Genomic DNA, 23,367 nt, shown 5'->3' with positions numbered 1-23,367 from the left:
ATGTTGATCTCGTCCCGGACGCTGGCGGAATACCGGGCCATGTTCGAGCTGACCGACGCGGATCTCGCCGGGGCAATCCTCGACTGCGCGGCCGGCGGGTCCAGTTTCGTCGCCGAGCTGGGGGACCGGGCGGAGGCGGTCGCGACCGATCCTGCCTACGAACGGCCGGTCGAGGAGCTCGCCCGGGTGCTCCGGTCGGACCGGTCGCAGTGCGTCAAGATGACCGTTGATCATGGCAACGAATTCGTCTGGGACTGGTACGGGACCCCGGAGCGACGTGATCAACTCCGGCAGGAGGCGGCCGAGCGGTTCCTGGCCGATCGGGCGGCGCGGCCGGAACGCTACCGACCCGCGTCACTGCCGGAGCTGCCGTTCGCCGACGACGCGTTCGACCTGGTGCTGTGCTCGCATCTGCTGTTCACCTGGGCCGGGCCGCTCGACCGGGCCTGGCATGCGGCGGCGATCACCGAACTGATCCGGGTCAGCCGGGGCGAGGTGCGGCTGTATCCGCTGGTCCATCGCGGGGCCGGCGATCCCGTGCCCTTCCTCGGCGAACTCGCCGAGGAGGTCCGGGCGGCCGGTCACCGGTGGACGGAACGGGCGGTCGACTTCCGGTTCCAGCGGCGGGCCGGGGTGATGGCGGTGATCACCAAGTGAACGGCGTCGCGGCCCGGGTCGGCCACGGTGTGACGGCGGCGGTGGGGATCTTCGCCATCGTCGCGCAACTGGTACTGGTGATCCAGGGCGTCTCCGTGTTGATCACCGACAACCCACCCTCGCTGCCCGAGCGCCTGCGCCGGTTCGTGCTCTATTTCACCATCCAGAGCAACGTGCTCGCCGTCGTCGCGGCGGTCTCACTGGTGTTGCGGTCCGACCGGGACGGCGCGTTCTGGCGGGTGCTCCGGTTGGACGCCGTGGTCGGGATGATCACCACCGGGATTGTGCACTGGTTCCTGCTCCGGCCGCTGCTCGACCTGACCGGCTGGTCCTTGATCACGGACAAGCTGCTGCACGTGGTGGCGCCGATCCTGGTCCTGGCGTGCTGGATCGCCTTCGGCCCGCGGCCCCGGATCGACCTCCGGACCGGCCTGCTGGCCCTGATCTGGCCGATCGGCTGGCTGGTGCTGATCATGGTCCAGGGCGCGGTCAGCGGCTGGTATCCGTACCCCTTCCTGGATGTCACCACCCATGGGGTGGGGCCGGTCGCGGTGGTGATCGCGGCGGTCACCGTCGGCATGATCGTCATCGGCCTGCTGGCAGCCGTGGCGGAGCGGTGGCTGCCGGGCGATCGGCCGCAGCCGGCCGCACCGGATCGCCGACGATGACCCCGAACGAGCCGGGCCGCAGATAGCGGACGGCGAGATTGGCCGAGGTGACCAGCCGGTTGCGGCCGCCGAGCAGGTAGACGATGTGGATCCCGAGCCAGGTGAACCAGGCCAGCAGGCCGGTGATCCTCGGCCCGATCGGCAGCTCGACCACCGCGGAACCCTCGCCGATCGTGGCCATGATCCCCTTGTCGAAATAGCGGAACGGCCGGGTCGGCTGATCCCGCTCCAGCCGGATGATCTGCCGGGCGGCGTGCCGGCCCGACTGCAGCGCCGGCTGGGCCAGTTGCGGCAGCGGGTTCGCCCCGATCACGGCCGTGTCGCCGACAGCGAACACCTCCGGCTTCCCGGGCACCTGCAGGGACCGGTCGACCAGGATCCGCCCGGCCCGGTTCCGGGGCAGCCGCCACTCGCCGGCTTCGTCCGAACCCCGGACCCCGGCGGTCCAGATCACCAGCGACGCCGGTAGTACGGTCTCGTCGGCGAACCGGACCGAGTCCGGCCCGATCTCGACGATCGGCGCCTGCAACCGGACGTCGACACCGCGACGCCGCAACTGGGCCAGCCCGTAGCGCTGCAGCGACGGTGCGAACGGCGCGAGCAGTTGCCCGCCGGCCTCGACCAGGATGATCTTCACCCGGTCGGCGTCCAGCTCCGGGTACGAGTTGGGCAGGCCGTGATCACGAAGCTCGGCCAGGTTGCCGGCCATCTCGATCCCGGTCGCCCCGCCGCCGACGATCACCACGGTGGTCGGCTCGGTCGAGCCGGAGCGGGTGGCGTCTTCGAGCAGCCCGAACAGCCGGTCCCGGACCTGCAGGGCGTCGGAGCGGGTGTAGATGCCGACCGCGTGCTCGGCCGCGCCGGGGATGCCGAAGTGGTTCGTGGTGGCGCCGTTGGCGATGATCACGTAGTCGTAGCCGAGCTGCTGCCCGCCGGCGGTGTTGATCACCGAACGATCATGGTCGATCTCGATCACCCGGTCGCAGACGAATCGGACGCCGGGCCGGCGGGCCAGGAAGTTCCGGATCGGGTAGGTGATGTCGCCGGCGTTCAACCCACCGGTCGCGACCTGATAGAGCAGCGGCTGGAAGGTCGCGTACGGCCGCTGGTCGATCAAGGTCACCTCCAGCCCGGCGCGGGACAGCTGCTTGACCGCGGCCAAACCGGCGAACCCGGCACCGATCACCGCCACCCGCGGCACCGCGGCAAAGCTGCCGGGACGACAAACCGGCCGACTTCGCCGGAACAGGGACACCGCCCCGACGGCGAGCGCCGTGCCGACGCCGGCGAACGCGAGCCCGCCGAAGATCATGATCAGCGGCAGATCGAGCCCGGGCAGGGCCGGGTCGGGGGCCACCCGGACGATGCCGCCGAGGCCGAGCAGCCCGCCGATCAACAGCGGAAAGCCGTAGGCCACCAGCGGCACGGCCGCCAGGGCCGAGGGGACGACCAGCAACGGCGTGGGCAGCCAGCGCGGCAGCCGGGCCAGCAGCACCACGGCCAAGATCATCCCGACCGCGGCCGCGACCACGGTGATGTCGATCCCCAGCTCCGACAGTGCCCGGGCCGGGGCCGACATGATCGTCCGGTCCGCGGCCTGCTGCCATTCCGCCGCGGTGACCCCGAGCAGGGTGGCGCCGAGACCCCAGCCGAGCTTGACCACCGCCCAGGGGAAGACGGCGACGAGGGCGATCGCGGAACCGACGCAGACTGCCGCTGGGGCCATGGTCGGCACCGGTCGCTCCAAGGACGAGCCGGCAGCGTCGGCAGCCGAGCCGCCCGGCAGCGCCCGGTGCCGGCCGCCGCAGCGTTCGCACCGGCCGCGGACCCGGCGACCTTCAAGCACGATCAGCCGGCCGAAACCGACCACCGCGACCACCGCGGCGAGTTGCCAGAGCAGGCCGACGGGGGAGGGACGTTGCCCGGTCGCGACCAGATCGACCAGCACCAGTGGCACCAGTGCGGCCTGACTGCCGGCGGCGATCAGTCCGAAGACCAGTCCGACCAGCGCCAGCGGCCGGGGCGTGATCCGTGACCGCAGCCCGTAGCCGGAGAACACGGCACCGGCCGCCGCCACCGAGAGGCCGATGATCAGCCAACAGACGACGGTGATCGCCGCCGGCCCGATCCGGGGCCGGCCGGAACCATCGAGCAGCGGAAAGGAGAACGTCATCCCGATCAGCCAGGTCAGGGCGACGGCGACCGACAGGACCGACCAGACGCCGGTCACGATCAGGGCCAGCCCGGTCCGGCCCTCGGCGCGGGAGCCGGAACGGTCCCGGGATACGGCATGCGATGCTGTCATGGCTCCAGCCTCGGCCGGTGCGGCCGCCGACGGATCCCCTCCGCGGCGGGACCGACCTCACCCACCCGGGGGAGCGAGCCGTCCCCGCCCGGGGAGTGATATCTTGACGTCAAGACAACAAGACCCCCAACGGAGAGTTCATGAGCGTCAACAGCTTCAACGCCAAGGCCACCCTCGATGTCGGTGACAGCTCGTACGAGATCTTCCGGTTGTCCGCCGTGGACGGCGCCGACAAGCTGCCGTACAGCCTGAAGATCCTGCTGGAGAACCTGCTGCGGACCGAGGACGGCGCCAACATCACGGCCGACGACATCCGCGCCCTGGCCGAATGGGATCCGAAGGCCGAGCCGAGCAAGGAGATCCAGTTCAGCCCGGCCCGGGTGGTGATGCAGGACTTCACCGGCGTCCCGGCGATCGTCGACCTGGCCACGATGCGCGAGGCGATGGCCGACCTCGGCGGCGACCCGACCAAGATCAATCCGCTGGCGCCGGCCGAGCTGGTGATCGACCACTCGGTGATCGCCGACGTCTTCGGCACCGCCGACGCGTTCACCCGCAACGTCGAGATCGAGTACGGCCGCAACAAGGAGCGCTATCAGTTCCTCCGCTGGGGGCAGACCGCGTTCGACGACTTCAAGGTGGTGCCGCCCGGCACCGGCATCGTGCACCAGGTCAACATCGAGCACCTGGCCCGGGTGATCTTCCCGCGCGAGGTGGACGGCGTCACCTACGCCTACCCAGACACCTGTGTGGGCACGGATTCGCACACCACCATGGTCAATGGCCTCGGCGTGGTCGGCTGGGGCGTCGGCGGGATCGAGGCCGAGGCGGCCATGCTCGGCCAGCCGGTGTCGATGCTGATCCCGCGGGTGGTCGGCTTCAAGCTGTCCGGCCGGCTGCCCGAGGGCGCCACCGCGACCGACCTGGTGCTGACGATCACCGAGATGCTGCGCAAGCATGGCGCGGTCGGCAAGTTCGTCGAGTTCTACGGGCCCGGGGTGTCCGAGGTGCCGCTGGCCAACCGGGCGACGATCGGCAACATGAGCCCCGAGTACGGCTCCACCATCGCGGTCTTCCCGATCGACGGCAAGACGATCGAATACCTTCAGCTCACCGGCCGGAGCGCGGAGCAGATCGCGCTGGTCGAGGCGTACGCCAAGGAGCAGGGCATCTGGCACGACGACGACCGCGAGGCCGCCTACTCCGAATACCTCGAACTTGATCTTGGCACGGTGGTGCCGAGCATCGCCGGCCCGAAGCGGCCGCAGGACCGGGTCTCCCTGTCCCATGCCCGGGAGGGCTTCCGCGAGGCGCTGGGCGACTACGTCAGCGAGGACGAGCAGGGTTACGACGAGGCCGTGGCCGAGTCCTTCCCCGCCTCGGATGCGCCCTCTCACGCCAACGGCAACGGCTCCGCCGCTCCGAAGCAGTACGGCGAGCACGGCGACGGACCCGGCCGGCCGAGCAAGAAGACCGCGGTCACCCTGGCCGACGGCTCCAGCTTCGAGATCGATCATGGTGCGGTCGTGATCGCCGCGATCACCTCCTGCACCAACACCTCCAACCCGAGCGTCATGATCGGCGCCGCGCTGGTGGCGAAGAAGGCGGTGGAGAAGGGCCTCACCCGCAAGCCGTGGGTGAAGACCACGCTGGCGCCGGGCTCGAAGGTGGTCAGCGACTACTACGACCGATCCGGGCTCACTCCCTATCTGGACAAGCTCGGCTTCAACCTGGTCGGCTATGGCTGCACCACCTGCATCGGCAACTCCGGCCCGCTGATTCCCGAGGTCAGCGAGGCGGTGAACGAAAATGATCTTGCCGTGGTCTCGGTGTTGTCCGGCAACCGCAACTTCGAGGGCCGGATCAACCCGGACGTGAAGATGAACTACCTCGCCTCGCCGCCGCTGGTCGTCGCCTACGCGCTGGCCGGGACGATGGACATCGATCTGCAGAACGATTCTCTCGGCAACGACGAGGCCGGGAATCCGGTGTATCTGAAGGACATCTGGCCGACCGAGGCGGAGATCGACAAGATCGTCGCCGGCTCGATCGGGGCCGAGATGTTCACCGACTCCTATGCCGATGTGTTCGCCGGTGATCAACAGTGGCAGTCGCTGCCGACGCCGGAGGGTCAGACCTTCGCCTGGGACGAGGATTCGACCTACGTCCGCAAGCCGCCGTACTTCGACGGGATGCCGGCCGACCCGGAGCCGGTGACCGACATCGCCGGAGCGCGGGTGCTGCTCAAGCTCGGCGATTCGATCACCACCGACCACATCTCGCCGGCCGGTTCGATCAAGGCCGACAGCCCGGCCGGGGCCTACCTGAGCGAGCACGGGATCGAGCGCCGCGACTTCAATTCCTACGGTTCCCGGCGCGGCAACCACGAGGTGATGATCCGGGGCACGTTCGCCAACATCCGGCTGCGCAACCAGCTGGCGCCGGGCACCGAGGGCGGCTTCACCCGCGACTTCACCGTCGCCGACGGCCCGGTGACCAGCGTGTACGAGGCGTCGGAGCACTACCTGGCCGCGGGCACGCCGTTGGTGATCTTGGCCGGCAAGGAGTACGGCTCCGGCTCGTCCCGGGATTGGGCGGCCAAGGGCACCGCGCTGCTCGGTGCCCGGGCCGTGATCGCGGAGTCGTACGAGCGGATCCACCGGTCCAACCTGATCGGCATGGGGGTGCTGCCGCTGCAGTACCCGGACGGCCAGAACGCCGAGAGCCTCGGCCTGACCGGCGAGGAGACGTTCGAGATCACCGGCATCACGGCGCTCAATGACGGGCCCTCGCCGAAGACGGTCAAGGTCAGCGCGCAGGGCACGGGCGATCCCGTCACCTTCGACGCGACGGTCCGGATCGACACCCCGGGAGAGGCCGACTACTACCGCAACGGCGGCATCATGCAGTACGTGCTGCGCTCGCTGCGCGGCAAGTAACAGCGCCGCGACGGTCGCCGGAGCCGGGGCTCAGTTGATCTGCTGGAGGCAGATCAGGTCGGGCCCCACTCCGGCGAGCCGGTCGCCGAACGTCACCTGGTAGAGGCCCTCGGGTCGGACGGTCGCCACCCGTTCGCCGGTGCGGAAGTCGACGATGTCCAGCCGATAGAACCCGACCATGAGCTCGTTCTTGATCAGGGTCGCGCTGCTCGAGAACCGGGCGTACGGGCTGTGCCAGATGATCTTGTCCTCGGTGGGATGCACGAGCGCGGTGCCGGCGTCACCGCCGAGCACGGTGGCGTCGCCGACGGTCTCGGTGCTCATGGTCGTCGGCAGCTCCGACCCCGCCGGCGTCCGGTACGGCTTGCCGACCTTGCCGGTGTCGAGGTCGACGGAGATCGGCGTTCCGATCTCGTCGAGGAAGACCGGCCGGTTGCGGTCGACGCCGTCTCCGTCGTCGCCGGGGAAGGCCAGCCGAGGACCGACGACGCGGCGGAGCGGCTTGCCGGCATAGGAGTAGGAGGCGGCGCCGTCGGCTTCGTTGCACCAGATCCGGCGGCCGTCGTCCACCACCCGGGAGCAGCGCGGCATCATGATCAACTTTCCGCTGCGCGGTTGGACGAAGGCCGTCCGGAGCCCGGCCCACAAGGCCACCAGCCCGCTGTTGCCGGTCTCTTCCGCGGATGCTCCATAGCCGACGTCGCGGAGCCGGGGCCGGTCCATCACGACGTCGTCATGATCGGGATCCTTGCGCGCGATGATCCGGTTCTCACTGAACATCGTGTCGTGACCGGGCTGCTTCGAAAGATCGAGTTGCCAGCGCGGTTGCAGGGTCGCGAGATCGAAGCCGCGGAGCACCGCGTGCGGCGCCGGCTCGCGTTGCTCCAAGATGATCACGGTGTCGCCGGCGCGGTGCAGCACGTTGAACCAGCCGGCCACGTCGCTGCTGCGCCGGGTCTCGCCGGTCCGCGGGTCGAGCAGCTGCAGTCGCCACTGCCGCCCCGTCCCGCTTGCCGGGTCGCGGTCCAGCACCTCGGCGCACACCAGGCCGCGCGGATCCGCCTCCCGGGCACAGAGCGCGCCCTCCATCGGCCGGTCCCACAGCACCCGGCCCGAGTTCGGGTCGATGCCGTGGACGACGATTCCGCGCTCATCCGGATCCCCGGTCAGGGCGACCCAGACATCGGTGATCGAGGGATCGACGGCCGTGACGTAGGGACCGGAGAAGTCGCCATCGATCGGCCCGACGAACTCGGCACCGGGCAGATCAGGTCTGAGCTCGTCGGGGGAGATCCGCCACGGAACGGTCGGGGACCGGTCCGGGACCGCGGGCCCCGACGGCGACGAGGTCGGCGCCGGGCGCTCGAACGAGGAGAGCCGCCCCAGTTGTGATCCGAGGCTGCGGGCGAGGACGACGACACCGGTGATCACCAGCACGAGGATCAGGCCGATCGCCACCAGGTTCAGATACACCGGGGTGCGCGGCCGGGGTGGCGGTTGCCGGTACGGCCAGGGGCTCGGGCCTGGCCAGCCACCCTGACCCCGCGGTCCCTCTGGTTCGCGCATGGGCAGCATCTTGGCAGGATCACGGTCGAACGCGTGCCGGGGTGGTCGTCACGTCGGGTGATTCCGGGCCCCGTCAAGAACGCGTCAAGATCGATGAGGACGCCGTCAACGCGAAGTCCGGGTCGCCCCGACCGGAGTTGAATCGCGATCATGAGCTTCGAATCCGCCGGCTTGATCGTCCTGGTCGCCGGCCTGATCGTCTACCTGGTCGTCACGCTGGTCTTCCCGGAGCGCTTCTGATGACCGCTGATCTTGCCGGGGTGTTGACGATCGTCGCGCTGATCGGCTTTCTGGCCCTCTGCTATGTGCCGCTGGGGGACTACCTGGCGGCGGTGCTGACACCGACCCGGCACAGCCGGGCCGAGCGGGTCACCTACCGACTGCTCGGCGTGAACCCGGACAACCAGCAGAGCACGGCCAGCTACGTGCTGGCGACGATCGGCTTCTCCCTGGCCGGCCTCGTCATCCTGTTCCTGATCTTGGTCGGGCAGGGCGCGCTGCCGTTCAGCCGCGGCCTGCCGGGGATGCCGTGGGACATGGCGTTCAACACCGCGGCGTCGTTCGTCGGCAACACCAACTGGCAGTCGTACGCGGGGGAGTCGACACTCGGCTACACCGCACAGATGGCCGGCCTGGCGGTGCAGAACTTCGTCTCCGCCGCCACCGGCATCGCCGTCTTCGCCGCGGTCGTCCGCGGCTTCCTGGCGCTGCGGACCGACGTGCTGGGCAACTTCTGGGTCGATCTGATCCGGATCTGCTACCGGCTGCTGCTGCCGATCTCGGTGATCGGCGCGGTGATCTTGCTCGCTTCGGGCGTGATCCAGAACTTCGCCCCGGACCTGGTGATCACCACCGTCGCCGGCGGCCAGCAGACCATCCCCGGCGGCCCGGTGGCCAGCCAGGAGGTGATCAAGCTTCTCGGCACCAACGGTGGCGGCTTCTTCAACGCCAACTCCGCGCATCCGTTCGAGAGCCCGAACGGGTTCAGCAACCTGTTCGAGATCTTCCTGATCCTGGTCATCCCGTTCTGCCTGCCGCGCACCCTCGGCACCATGCTGAAGAACCAGAAGCAGGGCCTCGCGGTGCTGGCCGCGATGGCGATCCTCTGGCTGACCGCGACGGCCCTGACGGTCTGGTCCGAGCTGTCCCGGCTCGGTGCCGCGCCACAACTGGCCGGGGCCGCGATGGAGGGCAAGGAAGTCCGGTTCGGGGTCTGGGCCACCGGCATCTTCGCCGCCGCCACCACCGGCACCTCGACCGGGGCGGTCAACGGCATGCACGACTCGTTCACCGCCCCCGGTGGCGGCGTGGTGCTGCTGAACATGCTGCTCGGTGAGGTCTCGCCCGGCGGGGTCGGCTCGGGCATCTACAGCATGCTGGTGATGGCGGTGCTGGCCACCTTCATCGCCGGCCTGATGGTCGGCCGGACGCCGGAGTTCCTGGGCAAAAAGATCGGCGCCCGGGAGATGACGTACGTCGCCCTCTACGTGTTGATCATGCCGGTCTGCGTGCTGGTCGGCACCGCGGTGGCGATCGCGCTGCCGGACACGCCGGACGCGATGGCCAACTCCGGCATCCACGGCTTCTCAGAAGTCGTGTACGCCTACGCCTCCGCCGCCAACAACAACGGCAGTGCGTTCGCCGGGATCACCGTGACCTCGACCTTCTTCCAGGTCACTCTGGGGCTGGCGATCCTGATCGGCCGCTTCGTGCCGATGGTGCTGATCCTGGCCCTGGCCGGGTCAGTCGCCCGGGCCGGCATCGTCCCGAAGACATCCGGCACGCTGCCCACCCACACACCCCTCTTCATCGGGCTGCTGGTCGGCGAGGTCTTGCTGGTCACCGGTCTCACCTTCTTCCCGACGCTCGCGCTCGGTCCCATCGCGGAGGCACTGCTGTGAACAAGTCTGCACTGAAACTGGTCGAGGATTCTGATCCCTCGACACCGGATCCGGGGCGGGAGGTGGCGAAGCGCAGCAAGCGCACCAACGTCAAGCACCTCGGCCTCGGCCGGCAGTTGGTGGCGGCGTTCCCGGACGCGCTGCGCAAGCTGAACCCCCGGCACATGTTCCGGTCGCCGGTGATGTTCATCGTGCTGCTCGGATCGGTTGTCACCACGATCCTGGCGATCGTGCAGCCGAACCTGTTCAACGTCGGGATCGCGATCTGGCTCTGGCTGACGGTGATCTTCGGCAACCTGGCCGAGGCGGTCGCCGAGAGCCGGGGCAAGGCCCAGGCCGACACGCTCCGGGCCACCCGGTCCGACACCATCGCGCACCGGATCGGTTCCGACGGTGCCGTCCAGGAGGTGCCGAGCACCCAGCTCCGGCTGGGCGACCGGGTCCGGGTCAGCGCCGGCCAGATCATCCCCGGCGACGGAGACGTCGTCGAGGGCGTGGCCAGCGTGGACGAGTCGGCGATCACCGGCGAGTCCGCCCCGGTGATCCGGGAGGCCGGCGGCGACCGGTCCGCGGTCACCGGTGGCACGACCGTGCTGTCCGACGAGATCGTGGTCAAGATCACCGCGGCCCCGGGAGAGTCCTTCCTGGACAAGATGATCGCCCTGGTCGAGGGTGCAACCCGGCGGAAGACGCCGAACGAGATCGCGTTGTCGATCTTGCTGTCCAGCCTGACGATCATCTTCGTGCTGGCCGTCGCCACGCTGCAGCCGATGGCGGCGTACGCCGGTGCCCCGCAGCAGGTCGGTGTCCTGGTGGCCTTGCTGGTCTGCCTGATCCCGACCACCATCGGCGCGCTGCTCAGTGCGATCGGCATCGCCGGGATGGACCGGCTGGTGCAGGCGAACGTGCTGGCCATGTCCGGCCGGGCGGTCGAGGCGGCCGGCGACGTCAGCACGCTGCTGCTGGACAAGACCGGCACGATCACCTACGGCAACCGGCAGGCGGCCGAGTTCCGGCCGCTGGCCGGGGTCAGCCGGGCCGAGCTGCGGGACGCCGCCCGCTGGTCCAGCCTGGCCGATCAGACGCCCGAGGGCCGGTCGATCGTGGATTTGGCCCTGCGCGAGGGTGCCGATGACAACGATCTGCCCAGCGGCGCGAGCTTCGTCGAGTTCACCGCGCAGACCCGGATGTCCGGGATCGATCTGACGGACCGGCAGATCCGTAAGGGCGCGGGTTCGGCCATCCTGGCCTGGGCCGGCACCAACCCGCCCGGGCTGGCCGAGATCGTCGAGGACATCTCCACCGTCGGCGGCACCCCGCTGGTGGTGGCCACCAAGACCGGCAACACCGCCACGATCCTCGGGGTCATCTACCTCAAGGACATCGTCAAGCCGGGCATGCGGGAGCGGTTCGACCAGCTCCGCGCGATGGGGATCCGGACGGTGATGATCACCGGCGACAATCCGCGCACGGCCAAGGCGATCGCCGACGAGGCCGGGGTCGACGACTATCTGGCCGAGGCGACGCCCGAGGACAAGATGGCGTTGATCAAGACCGAGCAGGCCGGCGGCCGGATGGTCGCGATGACCGGCGACGGCACCAACGACGCCCCGGCGCTCGCCGCCGCGGACGTCGGCGTGGCCATGAACAGCGGCACCTCGGCGGCCAAGGAGGCCGGCAACATGGTCGATCTGGATTCGGATCCGACCAAGCTGATCTCCATCGTCGAGATCGGCAAGCAGTTGCTGATCACCCGTGGTGCGCTGACCACGTTCTCGATCGCGAACGACATCGCGAAATACTTCGCGATCATTCCGGCGATGTTCGCCGTCGCGTACCCGGGACTGCAGACCCTGAACATCATGGGCCTGTCGTCGCCGACCTCGGCGATCCTGTCCGCGGTGATCTTCAACGCCCTGATCATCGTGGCGCTGATCCCGTTGGCGCTGCGCGGAGTCAAGGCCCGGCCGACCACCGCGTCGCGGACCCTTCGCCGGAACCTGTTGATCTACGGCCTGGGCGGCATCATCGTGCCGTTCATCGGGATCAAGATCATCGACCTGCTCGTCTCTCTCATCCCAGGAATTGGCTGATCATGACAAGTCTTCAGGCCAAGGGGGACGACCCCCTTCGGATCCCCCGCACGCTCCGCGAACGGACCGGAGGGACTTCCTTCCCCAACTTCGTCCGGCAGCTCTGGACCGGCCTGCGCGCCGTCGTGGTGCTGACGATCATCCTCGGCATCGCGTATCCGGTGGCCATCTGGCTGATCGGCTTCGCCATGCCGAACCAGGCAAACGGCTCGCTGCTCGAGAGCAACGGCCAGGTCGTCGGCTCCGCCCTGATCGGGCAGACCTTCGAGGGCGAGGGCTGGTTCCAGCCGCGACCCTCGGCCAACGACTACGACGCCCTGGCCAGCGCCGGATCCAACGCCGGCCCGAACGACGAGGACCTGCTCGCCGCGATCGCCGAACGGCGGGCCGAGGTGGCCAAGTCCAACGGCGTCCCCGAGTCCGCGGTGCCGCCGGACGCCCTGACGGCCAGCGGGTCGGGACTGGAGCCGTACATCTCACCCGCCTACGCCGAGATCCAGGTGGCCCGGGTGGCCCGGGAGCGCAATCTCCCGGTCGCCGACGTCCAACGACTGGTCGCGGAGCACACCCAGGGCCGGATCCTCGGCTTTCTCGGCGAGCCGGGGGTCAACGTCGTGAAGCTCAACCTGGCGCTGCGGAACGGGGGATGAGTTGCGTGGCCGGCGCCGCCGCGTGGGGGAGACTGGGGCCATGGACCGTGGACGGCTTCGGGTTTACCTCGGCGCGGCGCCGGGTGTGGGCAAGACGTTCGCGATGCTCAACGAGGGCCGGCGTCGTCGGGACCGGGGCACCGATGTCGTCATCGGCCTGGTCGAGACCCACGGCCGGGAACGTACCGACGCCGAGATCGGTGATCTCGAGGTGGTGCCGCGCAAGCTGATCAGCTACCGCGGGATCGAGGCGAGCGAGCTCGACCTGGCGGGCGTGCTGCGCCGGGCGCCGGGGGTGGCGCTGATCGACGAGCTGGCCCACACCAACATCGAGGACCCGGACGATCCGTCCGGGCACGAGAAGCGCTGGCAGGACATCGAGACGCTGCTTGATCACGGCATCGACGTGATCACCACGCTCAACGTGCAGCATCTGGAATCGCTGAACGACGTGGTGGAGTCGATCACCGGCGTCCGGCAGCAGGAGACCGTGCCGGACGCGATCGTCCGGGCGGCCGACGCGGTCGAGTTGGTCGACATGAGCCCGCAGGCGCTGCGCCGGCGGATGGCCCACGGCAACATCTATCCGGCGGAGAAGATCGACACCGCCCTGTCCCGGTACTTCCGGGAGGGCAATCTCGCCGCCCTGCGCGAGCTGGCGTTGCTCTGGCTGGCCGACCGGGTGGACGAGGGGCTGGAGCGCTATCGCGAGGCGCACGGCATCGAGTCCACCTGGACCACCCGGGAACGCATCGTGGTCGCCATCTCCGGCGGGGAGGAGTCGACGGCGCTGATGCGCCGCGCCGCCCGGATCGCGTCCCGGACCGCCGGTGCCGAATGGATGGCGGTCTACGTCAGCCGCAGCGACGGACTGAAGGGCGTGTCCGCCGAACAGCTGGAACGGCTGCGGCGAAAGACGACCGAGATGTCCGGCACATTCCACGCCGTGGTCTCCGCCGACACCGCCGGCGGCCTGCTGGCGTTCGCCCGCGGGGTCAACGCGAGCCAGATCCTGGTCGGCGCCAGTCGCCGGAGCCGCCTGGCCACGGCGCTGCAGCCGGGGATCGGCGAGATGGTGATCGCCGAGTCCGGCGACATCGACGTGCACGTGGTCAGCCACGACTATGCCCGCGGCCGATCGCTGCTGCACCGGCGGCGGACCAACCTCGGCCGGCGCCGGGTGATCACCGGCTACCTGATGGCCACGATCGGCTCGGTGCTGCTCACCACCGCGCTGTACGTCACGCCGAGCCTGCACGGGCTGCCGACCGAGTCGATGTTGATGATGGCGCTGGTCGTCGCGACGGCCCTGGTCGGCGGGCTCTGGCCGGCCGTCGTCGGCTCGCTGATCAGCGGCGTCGCATTGAACCTGTTCTTCGTCCCGCCGACCATGACGCTGACGATCGCGGATCCGGAGAACGCGCTGGCGCTGCTGGTGTTCCTGATCACCGGGATCGCCGTCGCCTCGGTCGTCGACCTGGCCGGCCGCCGCACCGAGGAGGCCACCCGGGCGAGATCGGAGGCGAACGCGCTGGCCGTCCTGTCGCACAGGCTGCTGCACACCGGCGGTGACCAAGATCAACTGCTGCTGCAGGCGTGCGAGGTGTTCGGGATGAACGGCGCGTCCCTGATCCGGCACGACGGTGCGACCGACGCCGACCGGATCGTCGCCCGCTGCGGCCAGGGACCGGAGACACTGGACCGGGCCGACGTCTCGATCCGGATCGACGACGAGGTGGAGCTGGCGATGGCGGGGCGCACGCTGGAGGCGAGCGACCGGCCGCTGCTCACGGCGTACGCGGCTCACTTCGCGGTGATCAGGGAGCGGCAACGGGCGGCGGCGGACTCCCGGCAACGGGCGCAACTGGTGGAGGGCAACCGCACCCGCACCGCGCTGCTCGCGGCGGTGTCGCACGATCTGCGCAGCCCGTTGGCGGCGATCAAGGCCTCGATCAGCAGCCTGCGCGGCGGCACCATCGTCTGGTCGCCGGAGGACGAGGCGGAGTTGCTGGCCACGATCGAGGAGTCGGCCGACCGGCTGGACGCGTTGGTCGGCAACCTGCTGGACATGAGCCGGCTGCAGATGGGTACGGTCACGCCGCTGCTGGCCGAGATCGACCTCGGCGCCGCAGTCGACCAGGCGATCCGACCGATCGCCGGCAGCGACCGGGTCAAGGCCCTGATCAGCGATGATCTTCCGCTGGCCCTGGCCGATGCCGGACTGTTGGACCGGGTGCTGGCCAACATCATCGAGAACGCGTTGCGCTACACCCCGGCGGAGGTGGCGATCGACGTCACCGCCGCACCGTTCCACGACGAGTCGGGCCGGGACTGGGTCTCGCTCCGCGTTGTCGATCATGGTCCCGGTGTGCCGGGGGAGGGCAAGGAGACCCTGTTCGCGCCGTTCCAGCGATTGGGGGACGTGCCCCGCGGTGACGGGATCGGCCTGGGCCTGGCCGTGGCCCGCGGGTTGACCGAGGTGATGCATGGCGAGCTGTCCGCGGAGGACACGCCGGGCGGCGGGCTGACCATGGTGGTCGACCTCCCGGCGGCCGAGGCTGCCCGGGTCGAGGTTGCCCGTGCCGAAGTTGCCCGGGCCGGAACGGAGGAATCATGACGTTCATCGTTGCCGTCGACGACGATCCGGCGATCCTGCGGACCCTACGGATCAATCTCCGGGCCCGCGACTACGAGGTGGAGACGGCGGGCGACGGCCGGTCGGCGCTGCAGGTGATCAAGGAACGCACGCCGGATCTGGTGCTGCTCGATCTCGGCCTTCCTGATCTTGACGGGGTCGCGGTGCTGACCCGGTTGCGCGAGGTCAGCTCGGTGCCGGTGGTGGTGCTGTCGGCCCGGCACGGTTCTGACGACAAGGTCGAGGCGCTCGACCTGGGCGCCGACGACTACATCACCAAGCCATTCGGGATGGAGGAGCTGCTGGCCCGGATCCGCGCCGCCCTCCGCCGTGGCCCGGACCAGTGGGTCGGTGATCAGTCGGTGATCACCACCGACACGCTGCGGCTGGACCTGGCCGAGCAGGTGGCCAGCAAGGACGGTGAGCCGGTGCACCTGACGCCGACCGAGTGGCGGCTGGTCGCCGCCCTGGCCAAGCGGCCCGGCCGGCTGGTCCGCCAGTCCGAGTTGCTGCAGGAGGTCTGGGGGCCGGCGTACCACCGGGAGACCAACTATCTGCGGGTCTACTTCGCCCAGCTGCGCCGCAAGCTGGAGCCCGAGCCGAGCCGGCCCCGGCACTTCCGGACCGAGCCCGGGGTCGGCTACCGCTTCGTTCCCTGACCCCGGTGGCCGCGGGCGGGTCAGCCGAGGGCGCGGGCGGCCGGGCAGTCGAACGGATCCCGGGCGTGCAGGCCGACCCGATTGAGATAGCTGACGATCCGCGCGTACGACGCCGGCAGGGTCGTCTCGAGGTAGGGGATCCGTACCTCCTGGCAGTGCTCCCGGACGATGGCGGCCGCCCGGCGCAGGTGCGGCCGAGGCATGCTCGGGAACAGGTGGTGCTCGATCTGGAAGTTCAGGCCGCCCATCAGGGTGGTGGTGCCGCGGCCGCGGATGTTGCGCGAGGTGAGCACCTGCTTGTGCACGAAGTCGAGCTTGCTGTTGGCCGAGATGATCGGCATCCCCTTGTGGTTGGGTGCGAAGGACATGCCCATGTAGAAGCCGAACACGGCCACCTGCACGCCCAGGAAGGCTGCACCCATGCCGGGGCCGAGCAGCAAGATCACGGCCGCCGGGAAGAGAGTGAGTCGGAGCACGATCAGGATCCGTTCCAGCGTCGTTGCCCGGCCGGTCCGGCTGAACGCGCTGCGAACGGAATCGACGTGCAGGCCGAGTCCGGTGAGCAGCAGCAACGGAAAGAACAGGTAGCCCTGTCGGCGGGTGATCGCCGCCCAGATGCCGCGCTTGGCGCGGGCATGCTCTTCGTCGAAGGAGAGGAGGTCGATGTCGATGTCCGGGTCCTTGCCGATCTTGTTCGGATTGGCATGGTGCCGGCTGTGTTTGGACTGCCACCAGGAGTAGCTGATCCCGACGATCCCGGTGCCGACCAGCAGCCCGGCAAGATCATTCTTGCGGGCCGAGGCGAAGACCTGCCGGTGGGCGGCTTCGTGGGCGAAGAACGCGAACTGGGTGAAGATCACGCCGAGCCCGGCCGCGATCAACAGCTGGAACCAGGACGAGCCGAGCAGGGCGCCGCCGGTCACCGCCACGGCGGTGCAGCCGAACAGCACCGCCAGCACGCCCAGATAGAAGCCGCGGGTGCGTTTCAGCAGCCCGGCCTCCTGGACGGCGCGGATCAGGGCTCCATGCCCGCTGCCCGGACGGGCCGGAGCCGGATCCGTGGTCAGGGTCAACGTTGTCGTCATCAATCCTCGCTCAAGTCGGCAGGCACCAGGCTGATCGAGGCGATACGCCGCCACGGGCAATCCCAGATCCCGGAAGCTGTGACCAGCACTGCGTTCAGGGTCCGTGAACGGTGTGTGTGGGCTCCAGCATAGGTGGCGCCGGAAATCCCCCGGAACCAGCGCAAATCGGGACGCGCGGCGAGGGCGGACCACCGCTGCGTCAACACCGAGTCAAGATCGCGTCAAGGACCTTGACCCCGCTGCCCGAACGGGAGCTTGATGGTGTGGTGCGGAGCTTGCTGCAACGGACCTCGGTGATCATCACGGCGGCCCTGGTCGCGCCGATCATGATCGGCTGGCTGCTGAGCCTGGTCCGCGACCAGGTCGACAACGCCAACGCCGCGCTGGTGCTGGTCCTGGTCGTCGTCGGGGTCGCGGCCACCGGCCGCCGGCTGGCCGGCATCGTGGCGGCCCTGTCGGCGACGGTGTGGTTCGACTTCTTCCTGACCGAGCCGTACCTGACGTTCACGATCAATGATCAGAACGACATCGAGACCGCGGTGCTGCTCACCCTGGTCGGCCTCGCCGTCACCGAGGTCGCCCTCTGGGGCCGTCGGCATCAGGCCCGCGCCAGCCGACGCGAGGGCTACCTGGCCGGCGTGATCACCGCCGCGCGGACGGCCGTCTCGGGCCGGTCCGAACCCGAGGCCCTGGTCGCCGGGATCGCCGAGCAGATCGGCGTGGTGCTGGAAGTGGACCGCTGCGTCTTCGAACCCGGCAGCAGTTCTCGTGATCATGATCGGCCGCGACTGCAGCAGGACGGATCGGTCACCGTCGCCGGCCGGACCGTCGACGTCGATCGTTACGGACTGCCGACCGACGACCTGATCGAGCTCCCGGTCGAGCGGGCCGGCATCCGGCAGGGTCGCTTCATGATCACGGCCGCCACCCGGGTCAGCCGACCCACCCTGGAGCAACGGCAGGTCGCGGTCACCCTGGCCGACCAGGCCGCCGCCGGTCTGGCGGCCACCGCTTCCTGATCTAGGATCGCGGGCGTGAGTGATGACGTGATCTGTCAGATCGTTCGCGGCGACCTGCCCGCGGCCGAGGTGGCCCGGACCGATCAGCTGGTGGCATTCCTGGATCACCGGCCGGTGTTCAAGGGGCACGTGCTGATCTCCCCGACCGAGCACGTGGACACGCTGCTGGAGTTGCCGACCGGACTGATGGAACCGCTGCTCACCCTGGCCCAGCGGGTGGCGGCGGCCCTCTCGACGGCGGTCGAGGCCCAGGGCAGCTTCGTCGCCATGAACAACGTGATCAGCCAGTCGATCCCGCACGTGCACCTGCACGTGGTGCCCCGGACCAAGGGTGACGGGCTGCGCGGCTTCTTCTGGCCGCGGACCAAGTACGCCGACGGCGAGGCGGCGGAGTACGCCGAGCGGATCCGGCAAGCACTCGGCGCCCCCTCGTGATCATGAGCCGGATCAGGGCACGCGGTAGCCGGCGGCGGTGAACAGCCGGTACCACTCCTGCCGGGTCAGCGGGATCTCGGAGCCGGCGGCCGACTCGCGCACCCGCTCCGGCTTGGTGGTGCCGAGCACGACCTGGATGCCGGCCGGGTGTCGGGTGATCCAGGCGACCGCGATCCCGGTCGGCGTGACGTCGTACTTCTGCGCCAACTCGTCGATCGCGTCGTTGAGCTCCGCGTAGTTCTCCCGGTCGCCGAGGAAGACGCCGTCGAAGAAGCCCTTCTGGAACGGCGACCAGGCCTGCAACGTGATCCCGTTCAGCCGGCAGTAGTCGAGCAGCCCGTTGTCCCGGTCGATCGACTGGTCCAGGCCGGCCATGTTGGCCGCGATCCCGGCGGCGAACAGGGGAGCGTGGGTGATGCTTAGCTGGACCTGGTTGTACGCCAGCGGCTGGTTCACCGACCGCTTCAGCAACTCGATCTGGCCGGGCGTGTGGTTGGAGACGCCGAAGTGCCGCACCTTGCCGTCGGCATGCAGCCGGTCGAACGCGGCCGCGACCTCATCCGGCTCGACCAGCGTGTCCGGCCGGTGCAGCAGCAGGATGTCGAGGTAGTCGGTGCGCAACGCCTGCAGCGAGGCGTCCACCGATTCGGCGATGTGCTCGGCCGAGAAGTCGAAATAGCCGGAGCGGATGCCGACCTTGGACTGGATGATCATGGCCTCGCGGTCGGCGCCGGTCGGTCGGACTGCATCACCGAAGCGCCGCTCGCAGCCGTGGTCGCCGCCGTAGATGTCGGCGTGATCGAGCACGTTGATGCCGACCTCTTGAGCGGTCGCGACCAACTCGCGGATCTGATCATCATCGAGAGCGGAGATCCGCATCAGGCCAAGGACGACGTTGGAGACCTGGAGATCATTGTGGGCGGAGTCGAGGAGTTTCACGACACCATCATCCTCTTCAGTCGCCTCGGGCCATCCACCGGCTTCCATGGTCGGTTCCTGTCGCTGGGTCGCCGAGGTCCTATTGGGGACGCGTGTCGTACGCCTGCTGGGTCAGCTCGAGATAGTTCGGCAGGCCCATCTGCTCCAGCTGGGTCAGGTAGGCGTTCCAGTCGGCGTCGTTGTTGACGTCGAGCTGGCCGGTGGCGAACTTGGCCAGGTGGATCGACACGGCCGAGGTGAGGTTGGCCTCGATGTCGCCGCGCTGAGCGGTGACGTCGGCGGAGAAGAGCAGCCGGGGCAGGAACTGGTCCTCCGGCTGCGCGTACTCCTTGTACAGCTGCGCCACCTCGTCCAGGTTCGGCACGGTCGGGTCGACCTTCTCGCCGGCTCGGTAGTCGGCGGAGCGGTACATGATCGCGTACTGGTTCCAGCCGTCGCCGACCGGAATCTTGTCCCGCGGGATGCCGGCCCAGACGGCCTGTTGATCACCGCTGCCCTTCTCGCCCTTCTTGGCCCAGCGCCAGCCCGCGTCCTGCGGCCCGGCGTAGGACCGCATGGTCGATTCGAGTTCCATCTGGGCGTCGGCCCAGCGGACCAGGGTCTCGGGATCCTTGCAGGCGCTGGTGATCGCCATCGCGTTGGTGAACGGCGCGTTGCCGTAGGTCCAGGTCGCGATCCGGGTGCCGTCCGGCCCGGCCAGCGGCGGCACCGGGACGTAGTCGCGCCAGAGTGCGTCTTCCTCCGGTCCCATCGTCACCCAGGCGGCCCAGTTGAAGGCCCGGCAGACACCGATCAAACCGTTGTTGCCGAGCTTGGTCAGCTCCTCGCCCTTGATCGTGAACGTCTGCTGGGTCAGCGTGCCGTCGTCGAACAGTTGCCGCATGTAGCGCAGCCCGTTGCGCCAGCCCTCGCTGTTGGCGGCGAACTCGACCCGGCCCTGGTTCAGCCGCAGATAGACGGCGCCGGAGACCGGGCCCGGGTTGTACGTGAACGGGCCCATCATGAACTGGTCCACCGGGTCATAGGTGATGTCGCCGCCCATGAACGCCTGGAATCCCTCCTTGCCGCTGGGATTCTGCTCCTTCAGCGTCTTCAGCAGGGTGCGGAACTCCTCGGTGTTGGTCGGCATCTTGGCGCCGATCTTGTCCAGATACTTCTGGTTGACGAAGGCGCGGGAGCCGGCGCAGCGGCAGTGGAAGCAGTCGTTGACGCCGCCGAAGTTGTAGATCTTGCCGTCCTGGGCCAGGTTGGTCCGGCGCACGTCCGGCAGGTCGAGGAGCATCTGCCGCATCTGCGGGGCGGCATTCTCGATGTGCCCGTCCAGCGCCTGGAACAGACCCTGCTGACCGTAGAGCGCGATCTGGTCCCGGCTCAGCCCGACCGCCATGAAGGCGTCCGGAAGATCACCGGAGGCGATCATCGCGTTGATCTTGGACAGATCGGCGCTACCGTCGGGATTGGTGACCAGCACCGCGTCGAACTGGATCTTGACGCCGGTCTGCTGCTCCAGCCATTTCGTGTACGTGTTGTCGTTCCAGTCGCCGACCACCGTCGTGTCCTGCGGGACGACGATCCGGAAGGTGGTGCCGGCGTCGCCGAACGGCGCGATCTTGGCAGCCCGCGGGCCGACATAGGGGTCGGGGTAGAGCACCCCGTCGGTCGCCGGGCCGAACTCGACCCGCTCGCCCGCGGGCGCGCTGCCGGAAGGTGCGCTGCCGGGGCCGGGGTTGCCGCCGCTACAGCCGGCGAGCAGGCCGGCCGATACGCCGGCGGCGCCGGCGATCAGACTGCGCCGGGACAACTCCAGGTGATCGACCATGATCGAGTTCCTTTCTCAGCTTCTAAAAGAGGGACGTCTTGGCGACGCGTCGGGCGAGCCAGTTGGCGAGGATCAGCAGGATCAGGGCGATCACCGACTTGAACAGGCCGATCGCCGTCGCGTACGAGAACTGGGGGACGGTGGAGGCGAGGCCGACGCGGTAGACGTACGTGTCGAGCACCTCGGAACCACCCAGGTTGAGTGGGTTCTGCATCAACAGCACCTTCTCGAAGCCGCTGTTCAGCATCGATCCCATGTTCAAGATCAACAAGGTGATGCTGACCGGGAGCACGGCAGGGAAGTCGATGTGCCAGATCCGGCGCAGGATGTTGGCCCCGTCCACCTTGGCCGCCTCGTGCAGCTCCGGGTCGACGCCGGAGAGGGCGGCCAGATAGATGATCGCCGACCAGCCCAGCGTCTGCCAGGCGCCGGACCAGACGTACATGTGGCGGAACGAGTCCGGGCTGGCCAGGAAGTCCCGCGGCTGGCCGCCGAACACCTCGATCACCTGGTTGACGATGCCGCCGTTGGGGGAGAACAACATCACCATCATGCCGACCACGACCACCGTGGAGATGAAGTGCGGCGCATACGTGATCAACTGGACGCCGCGCCGGAACAGCGCGCTGCGGACCACGTTCAGCAACAGCGCCAGGATGATCGGCAACGGGAACAGCGCGACCAGCTCGTAGACGTTCAGGATCAGGGTGTTCGAGATCACCGGCCAGAACTGGTAGGAGTCGATGAACCGCTGCAGGTGCAGCATGCCGACCCAGGGGCTGCCGAGGATGCCCTGCACGATGTTGTAGTTGCGGAACGCGATCTGCAACCCGTAGAGCGGCCAGTAGAGGAAGACGATCACGTACACCAGCGGCAGCGCGAGCATGGCGTAGAGCTGCCAGCTCTGCAGGATCCTGGTCACGGTCCGCTTCTTGCGCACCGGCCGGACCGCCCGCTCCTGCGCCGGTCGCACGGACTCCTCGAGTTGGGTCATTTGAGTGATCCGATCAGTGCGCCCTTGACGAAGTGGCGTTGGACGAAGGGGTAGGCGATCAACGGCGGGATCATCGCCACCACGATCAGCGCGTAGCGCAGCTTGTCGAACAGGTCCTGCCGGCGGGCGAACTCGGCCGCGCTCATGCTGCCCATGTCGGTCGGGCTGACGCTGGCCAGGGTGAGCACCTCGCGCAACACCAGTTGCAGTGGGTAGAGGTTCTGGTCGGTCAGATAGAGCATCGCGGAGAACCAGCCGTTCCACTGCCCGACGGCGTAGAAGAGCAGGTTCACCGCGATGATCGGCTTGCTCAGCGGCAAGGCGACCCGGAGGAAGAACTGGGCGTCGGTGGCGCCGTCGATCTTGGCCGCCTCGAGCAGCTCACCGGGGATGTTGAGCTGGTAGAAGGTGCGGGTGATGATCACGTTGAACACCGCCATCGCCCCCGGCAGCACGATCGCCCAGACGGTGTTCAGCAGGCCCAACTGCTGCACCACGATGTAGTTCGGGATGATGCCGGCCGAGAACAGCGTCGGGATCAGCACGAAGAAGGTCAGCCAGCGCCGGCCGGGCAGATCCGGCCGGGACAGGGGATAGGCGCAGAGCACGGTCAGCACGGTGCCGAAGACGGCACCGGCAACGGCGTAGAAGATCGAGTTGGCCATCCCGCGGAGCAGCGCCGGCGCGGCGAAGATCATCTGGTACGCGTCGACGTTGAAGCCGACCGGCCAGAGCACCACGGATCCGGAACTGATCGCTTCCGCGCTGCTCACCGAGCTGCTGACCACGTAGATCAACGGATACACCACCGACAGCGTGAACAGCGCCAGGATGCAGTAGTTGATCACATGAAAGCCGCGATCGATGCGAGGTTCGCGGATGCGCATGCGGCGGAACCTTCCCTTCCCCGTACGGACACCGAATCGCCTGGCCAAGATCATCACGGCATCGTGAACTGCTCGGCATGAAACTAACAGGTAGGCTACCTAATAGATAATTGATG

18 protein-coding genes are annotated in these 23,367 nt (G+C 68.7%); 11 read left to right on the top strand and 7 right to left on the bottom strand.

The genetic code is table 11. The features are described from left to right. A complete protein-coding gene (locus FNH24_RS20645) occupies nt 1–657 on the top strand; it encodes a methyltransferase domain-containing protein (RefSeq protein WP_152364065.1) in 657 nt (218 codons plus the stop codon). Then, nucleotides 654–1,325: a Pr6Pr family membrane protein gene (locus tag FNH24_RS20640; protein WP_152364064.1), complete on the top strand. Its 672-nt coding sequence runs from the start codon at nt 654–656 to the stop codon at nt 1,323–1,325. The genes FNH24_RS20645 and FNH24_RS20640 overlap by 4 nt, the downstream gene beginning before the upstream one ends. Here FNH24_RS20640 and FNH24_RS32295 read toward each other — a convergent pair. Beyond that, nucleotides 1,243–3,630 carry an NAD(P)/FAD-dependent oxidoreductase gene (locus FNH24_RS32295; RefSeq protein ID WP_246186989.1) on the bottom strand — a complete coding sequence of 796 codons (2,388 nt, stop codon included), beginning with the start codon at nt 3,628–3,630 and terminating at the stop codon, nt 1,243–1,245. The two genes, FNH24_RS20640 and FNH24_RS32295, sit on opposite strands and share 83 nt — an antisense overlap. Before the next feature lie 140 nt (nt 3,631–3,770). Between FNH24_RS32295 and acnA the strand changes: the two genes are divergently transcribed. Beyond that, nucleotides 3,771–6,569, top strand: coding sequence for an aconitate hydratase AcnA (gene acnA / locus FNH24_RS20630; RefSeq protein ID WP_152364063.1), 2,799 nt, complete (start codon nt 3,771–3,773; stop codon nt 6,567–6,569). 30 nt (nt 6,570–6,599) lie between these two features. On the opposite strand, the gene FNH24_RS20625 is transcribed toward acnA, so the two are convergent. Beyond that, nucleotides 6,600–8,135, bottom strand: coding sequence for a PQQ-binding-like beta-propeller repeat protein (locus FNH24_RS20625; protein WP_152364062.1), 1,536 nt, complete (start codon nt 8,133–8,135; stop codon nt 6,600–6,602). A gap of 150 nt (nt 8,136–8,285) precedes the next feature. On the opposite strand from FNH24_RS20625, the gene FNH24_RS20620 reads away from it, so the two are divergent. The 6 genes from FNH24_RS20620 to FNH24_RS20595 all read left to right on the top strand — a co-directional run bounded on the left by FNH24_RS20620 (nt 8,286) and on the right by FNH24_RS20595 (nt 16,073). Continuing rightward, on the top strand, nt 8,286–8,375 hold the full coding sequence (locus tag FNH24_RS20620) for a potassium-transporting ATPase subunit F (RefSeq protein ID WP_152364061.1): 90 nt from the start codon (nt 8,286–8,288) through the stop codon (nt 8,373–8,375). Then, nucleotides 8,375–10,036, top strand: a complete 1,662-nt coding sequence (gene kdpA / locus FNH24_RS20615; protein WP_152364060.1) for a potassium-transporting ATPase subunit KdpA — start codon at nt 8,375–8,377, stop codon at nt 10,034–10,036. The genes FNH24_RS20620 and kdpA overlap by 1 nt, the downstream gene beginning before the upstream one ends. Nucleotides 10,037–10,098: 62 nt before the next feature. Further along, nucleotides 10,099–12,129, top strand: coding sequence for a potassium-transporting ATPase subunit KdpB (gene kdpB / locus FNH24_RS20610; protein ID WP_217428384.1), 2,031 nt, complete (start codon nt 10,099–10,101; stop codon nt 12,127–12,129). A gap of 2 nt (nt 12,130–12,131) precedes the next feature. After that, the gene (kdpC, locus tag FNH24_RS20605; protein ID WP_152364059.1) at nt 12,132–12,779 is read left to right on the top strand and encodes a K(+)-transporting ATPase subunit C; all 648 of its coding nucleotides are present in this window, start codon (nt 12,132–12,134) and stop codon (nt 12,777–12,779) included. A 40-nt stretch (nt 12,780–12,819) separates the two neighbouring features. Then, nucleotides 12,820–15,396, top strand: a complete 2,577-nt coding sequence (locus FNH24_RS20600) for a DUF4118 domain-containing protein (RefSeq protein WP_152364058.1) — start codon at nt 12,820–12,822, stop codon at nt 15,394–15,396. Then, entirely contained in the window at nt 15,393–16,073 is a 681-nt protein-coding gene (locus FNH24_RS20595) for a response regulator (RefSeq protein WP_152364057.1), read from the top strand. The genes FNH24_RS20600 and FNH24_RS20595 overlap by 4 nt, the downstream gene beginning before the upstream one ends. 20 nt (nt 16,074–16,093) lie before the next feature. On the opposite strand, the gene FNH24_RS20590 is transcribed toward FNH24_RS20595, so the two are convergent. Then, entirely contained in the window at nt 16,094–17,158 is a 1,065-nt protein-coding gene (locus FNH24_RS20590; protein ID WP_152364056.1) for a fatty acid desaturase family protein, read from the bottom strand. A 263-nt stretch (nt 17,159–17,421) separates the two neighbouring features. Between FNH24_RS20590 and FNH24_RS20585 the strand changes: the two genes are divergently transcribed. Further along, nucleotides 17,422–18,177 (top strand): DUF4118 domain-containing protein, encoded by a 756-nt coding sequence (locus tag FNH24_RS20585; protein WP_246186988.1) that lies wholly within the window; start codon nt 17,422–17,424, stop codon nt 18,175–18,177. A 15-nt stretch (nt 18,178–18,192) separates the two neighbouring features. After that, nucleotides 18,193–18,612, top strand: a complete 420-nt coding sequence (locus FNH24_RS20580; RefSeq protein ID WP_152364055.1) for an HIT family protein — start codon at nt 18,193–18,195, stop codon at nt 18,610–18,612. A gap of 12 nt (nt 18,613–18,624) precedes the next feature. On the opposite strand, the gene FNH24_RS20575 is transcribed toward FNH24_RS20580, so the two are convergent. The 4 genes from FNH24_RS20575 to FNH24_RS20560 all read right to left on the bottom strand — a co-directional run bounded on the left by FNH24_RS20575 (nt 18,625) and on the right by FNH24_RS20560 (nt 23,251). Next, entirely contained in the window at nt 18,625–19,551 is a 927-nt protein-coding gene (locus FNH24_RS20575; RefSeq protein WP_217428320.1) for an aldo/keto reductase, read from the bottom strand. 79 nt (nt 19,552–19,630) lie between these two features. Beyond that, entirely contained in the window at nt 19,631–21,370 is a 1,740-nt protein-coding gene (locus FNH24_RS20570) for a type 2 periplasmic-binding domain-containing protein (protein ID WP_152364053.1), read from the bottom strand. Nucleotides 21,371–21,392: 22 nt separating this feature from the next. Further along, on the bottom strand, nt 21,393–22,364 hold the full coding sequence (locus tag FNH24_RS20565) for an ABC transporter permease (protein WP_152364052.1): 972 nt from the start codon (nt 22,362–22,364) through the stop codon (nt 21,393–21,395). Beyond that, nucleotides 22,361–23,251: a carbohydrate ABC transporter permease gene (locus FNH24_RS20560; RefSeq protein ID WP_152364051.1), complete on the bottom strand. Its 891-nt coding sequence runs from the start codon at nt 23,249–23,251 to the stop codon at nt 22,361–22,363. Before FNH24_RS20560 ends, FNH24_RS20565 begins: the two co-directional genes overlap by 4 nt. Between the last annotated feature and the right edge of the window lie 116 nt (nt 23,252–23,367).

The sequence above is a fragment of the Microlunatus speluncae genome (assembly GCF_009299835.1).
GTDB lineage: Bacteria > Actinomycetota > Actinomycetes > Propionibacteriales > Propionibacteriaceae > Microlunatus > Microlunatus speluncae.
Note: the sequence above shows the minus strand (reverse complement) of the source record. Positions and strands in the feature narration are given on the sequence as shown.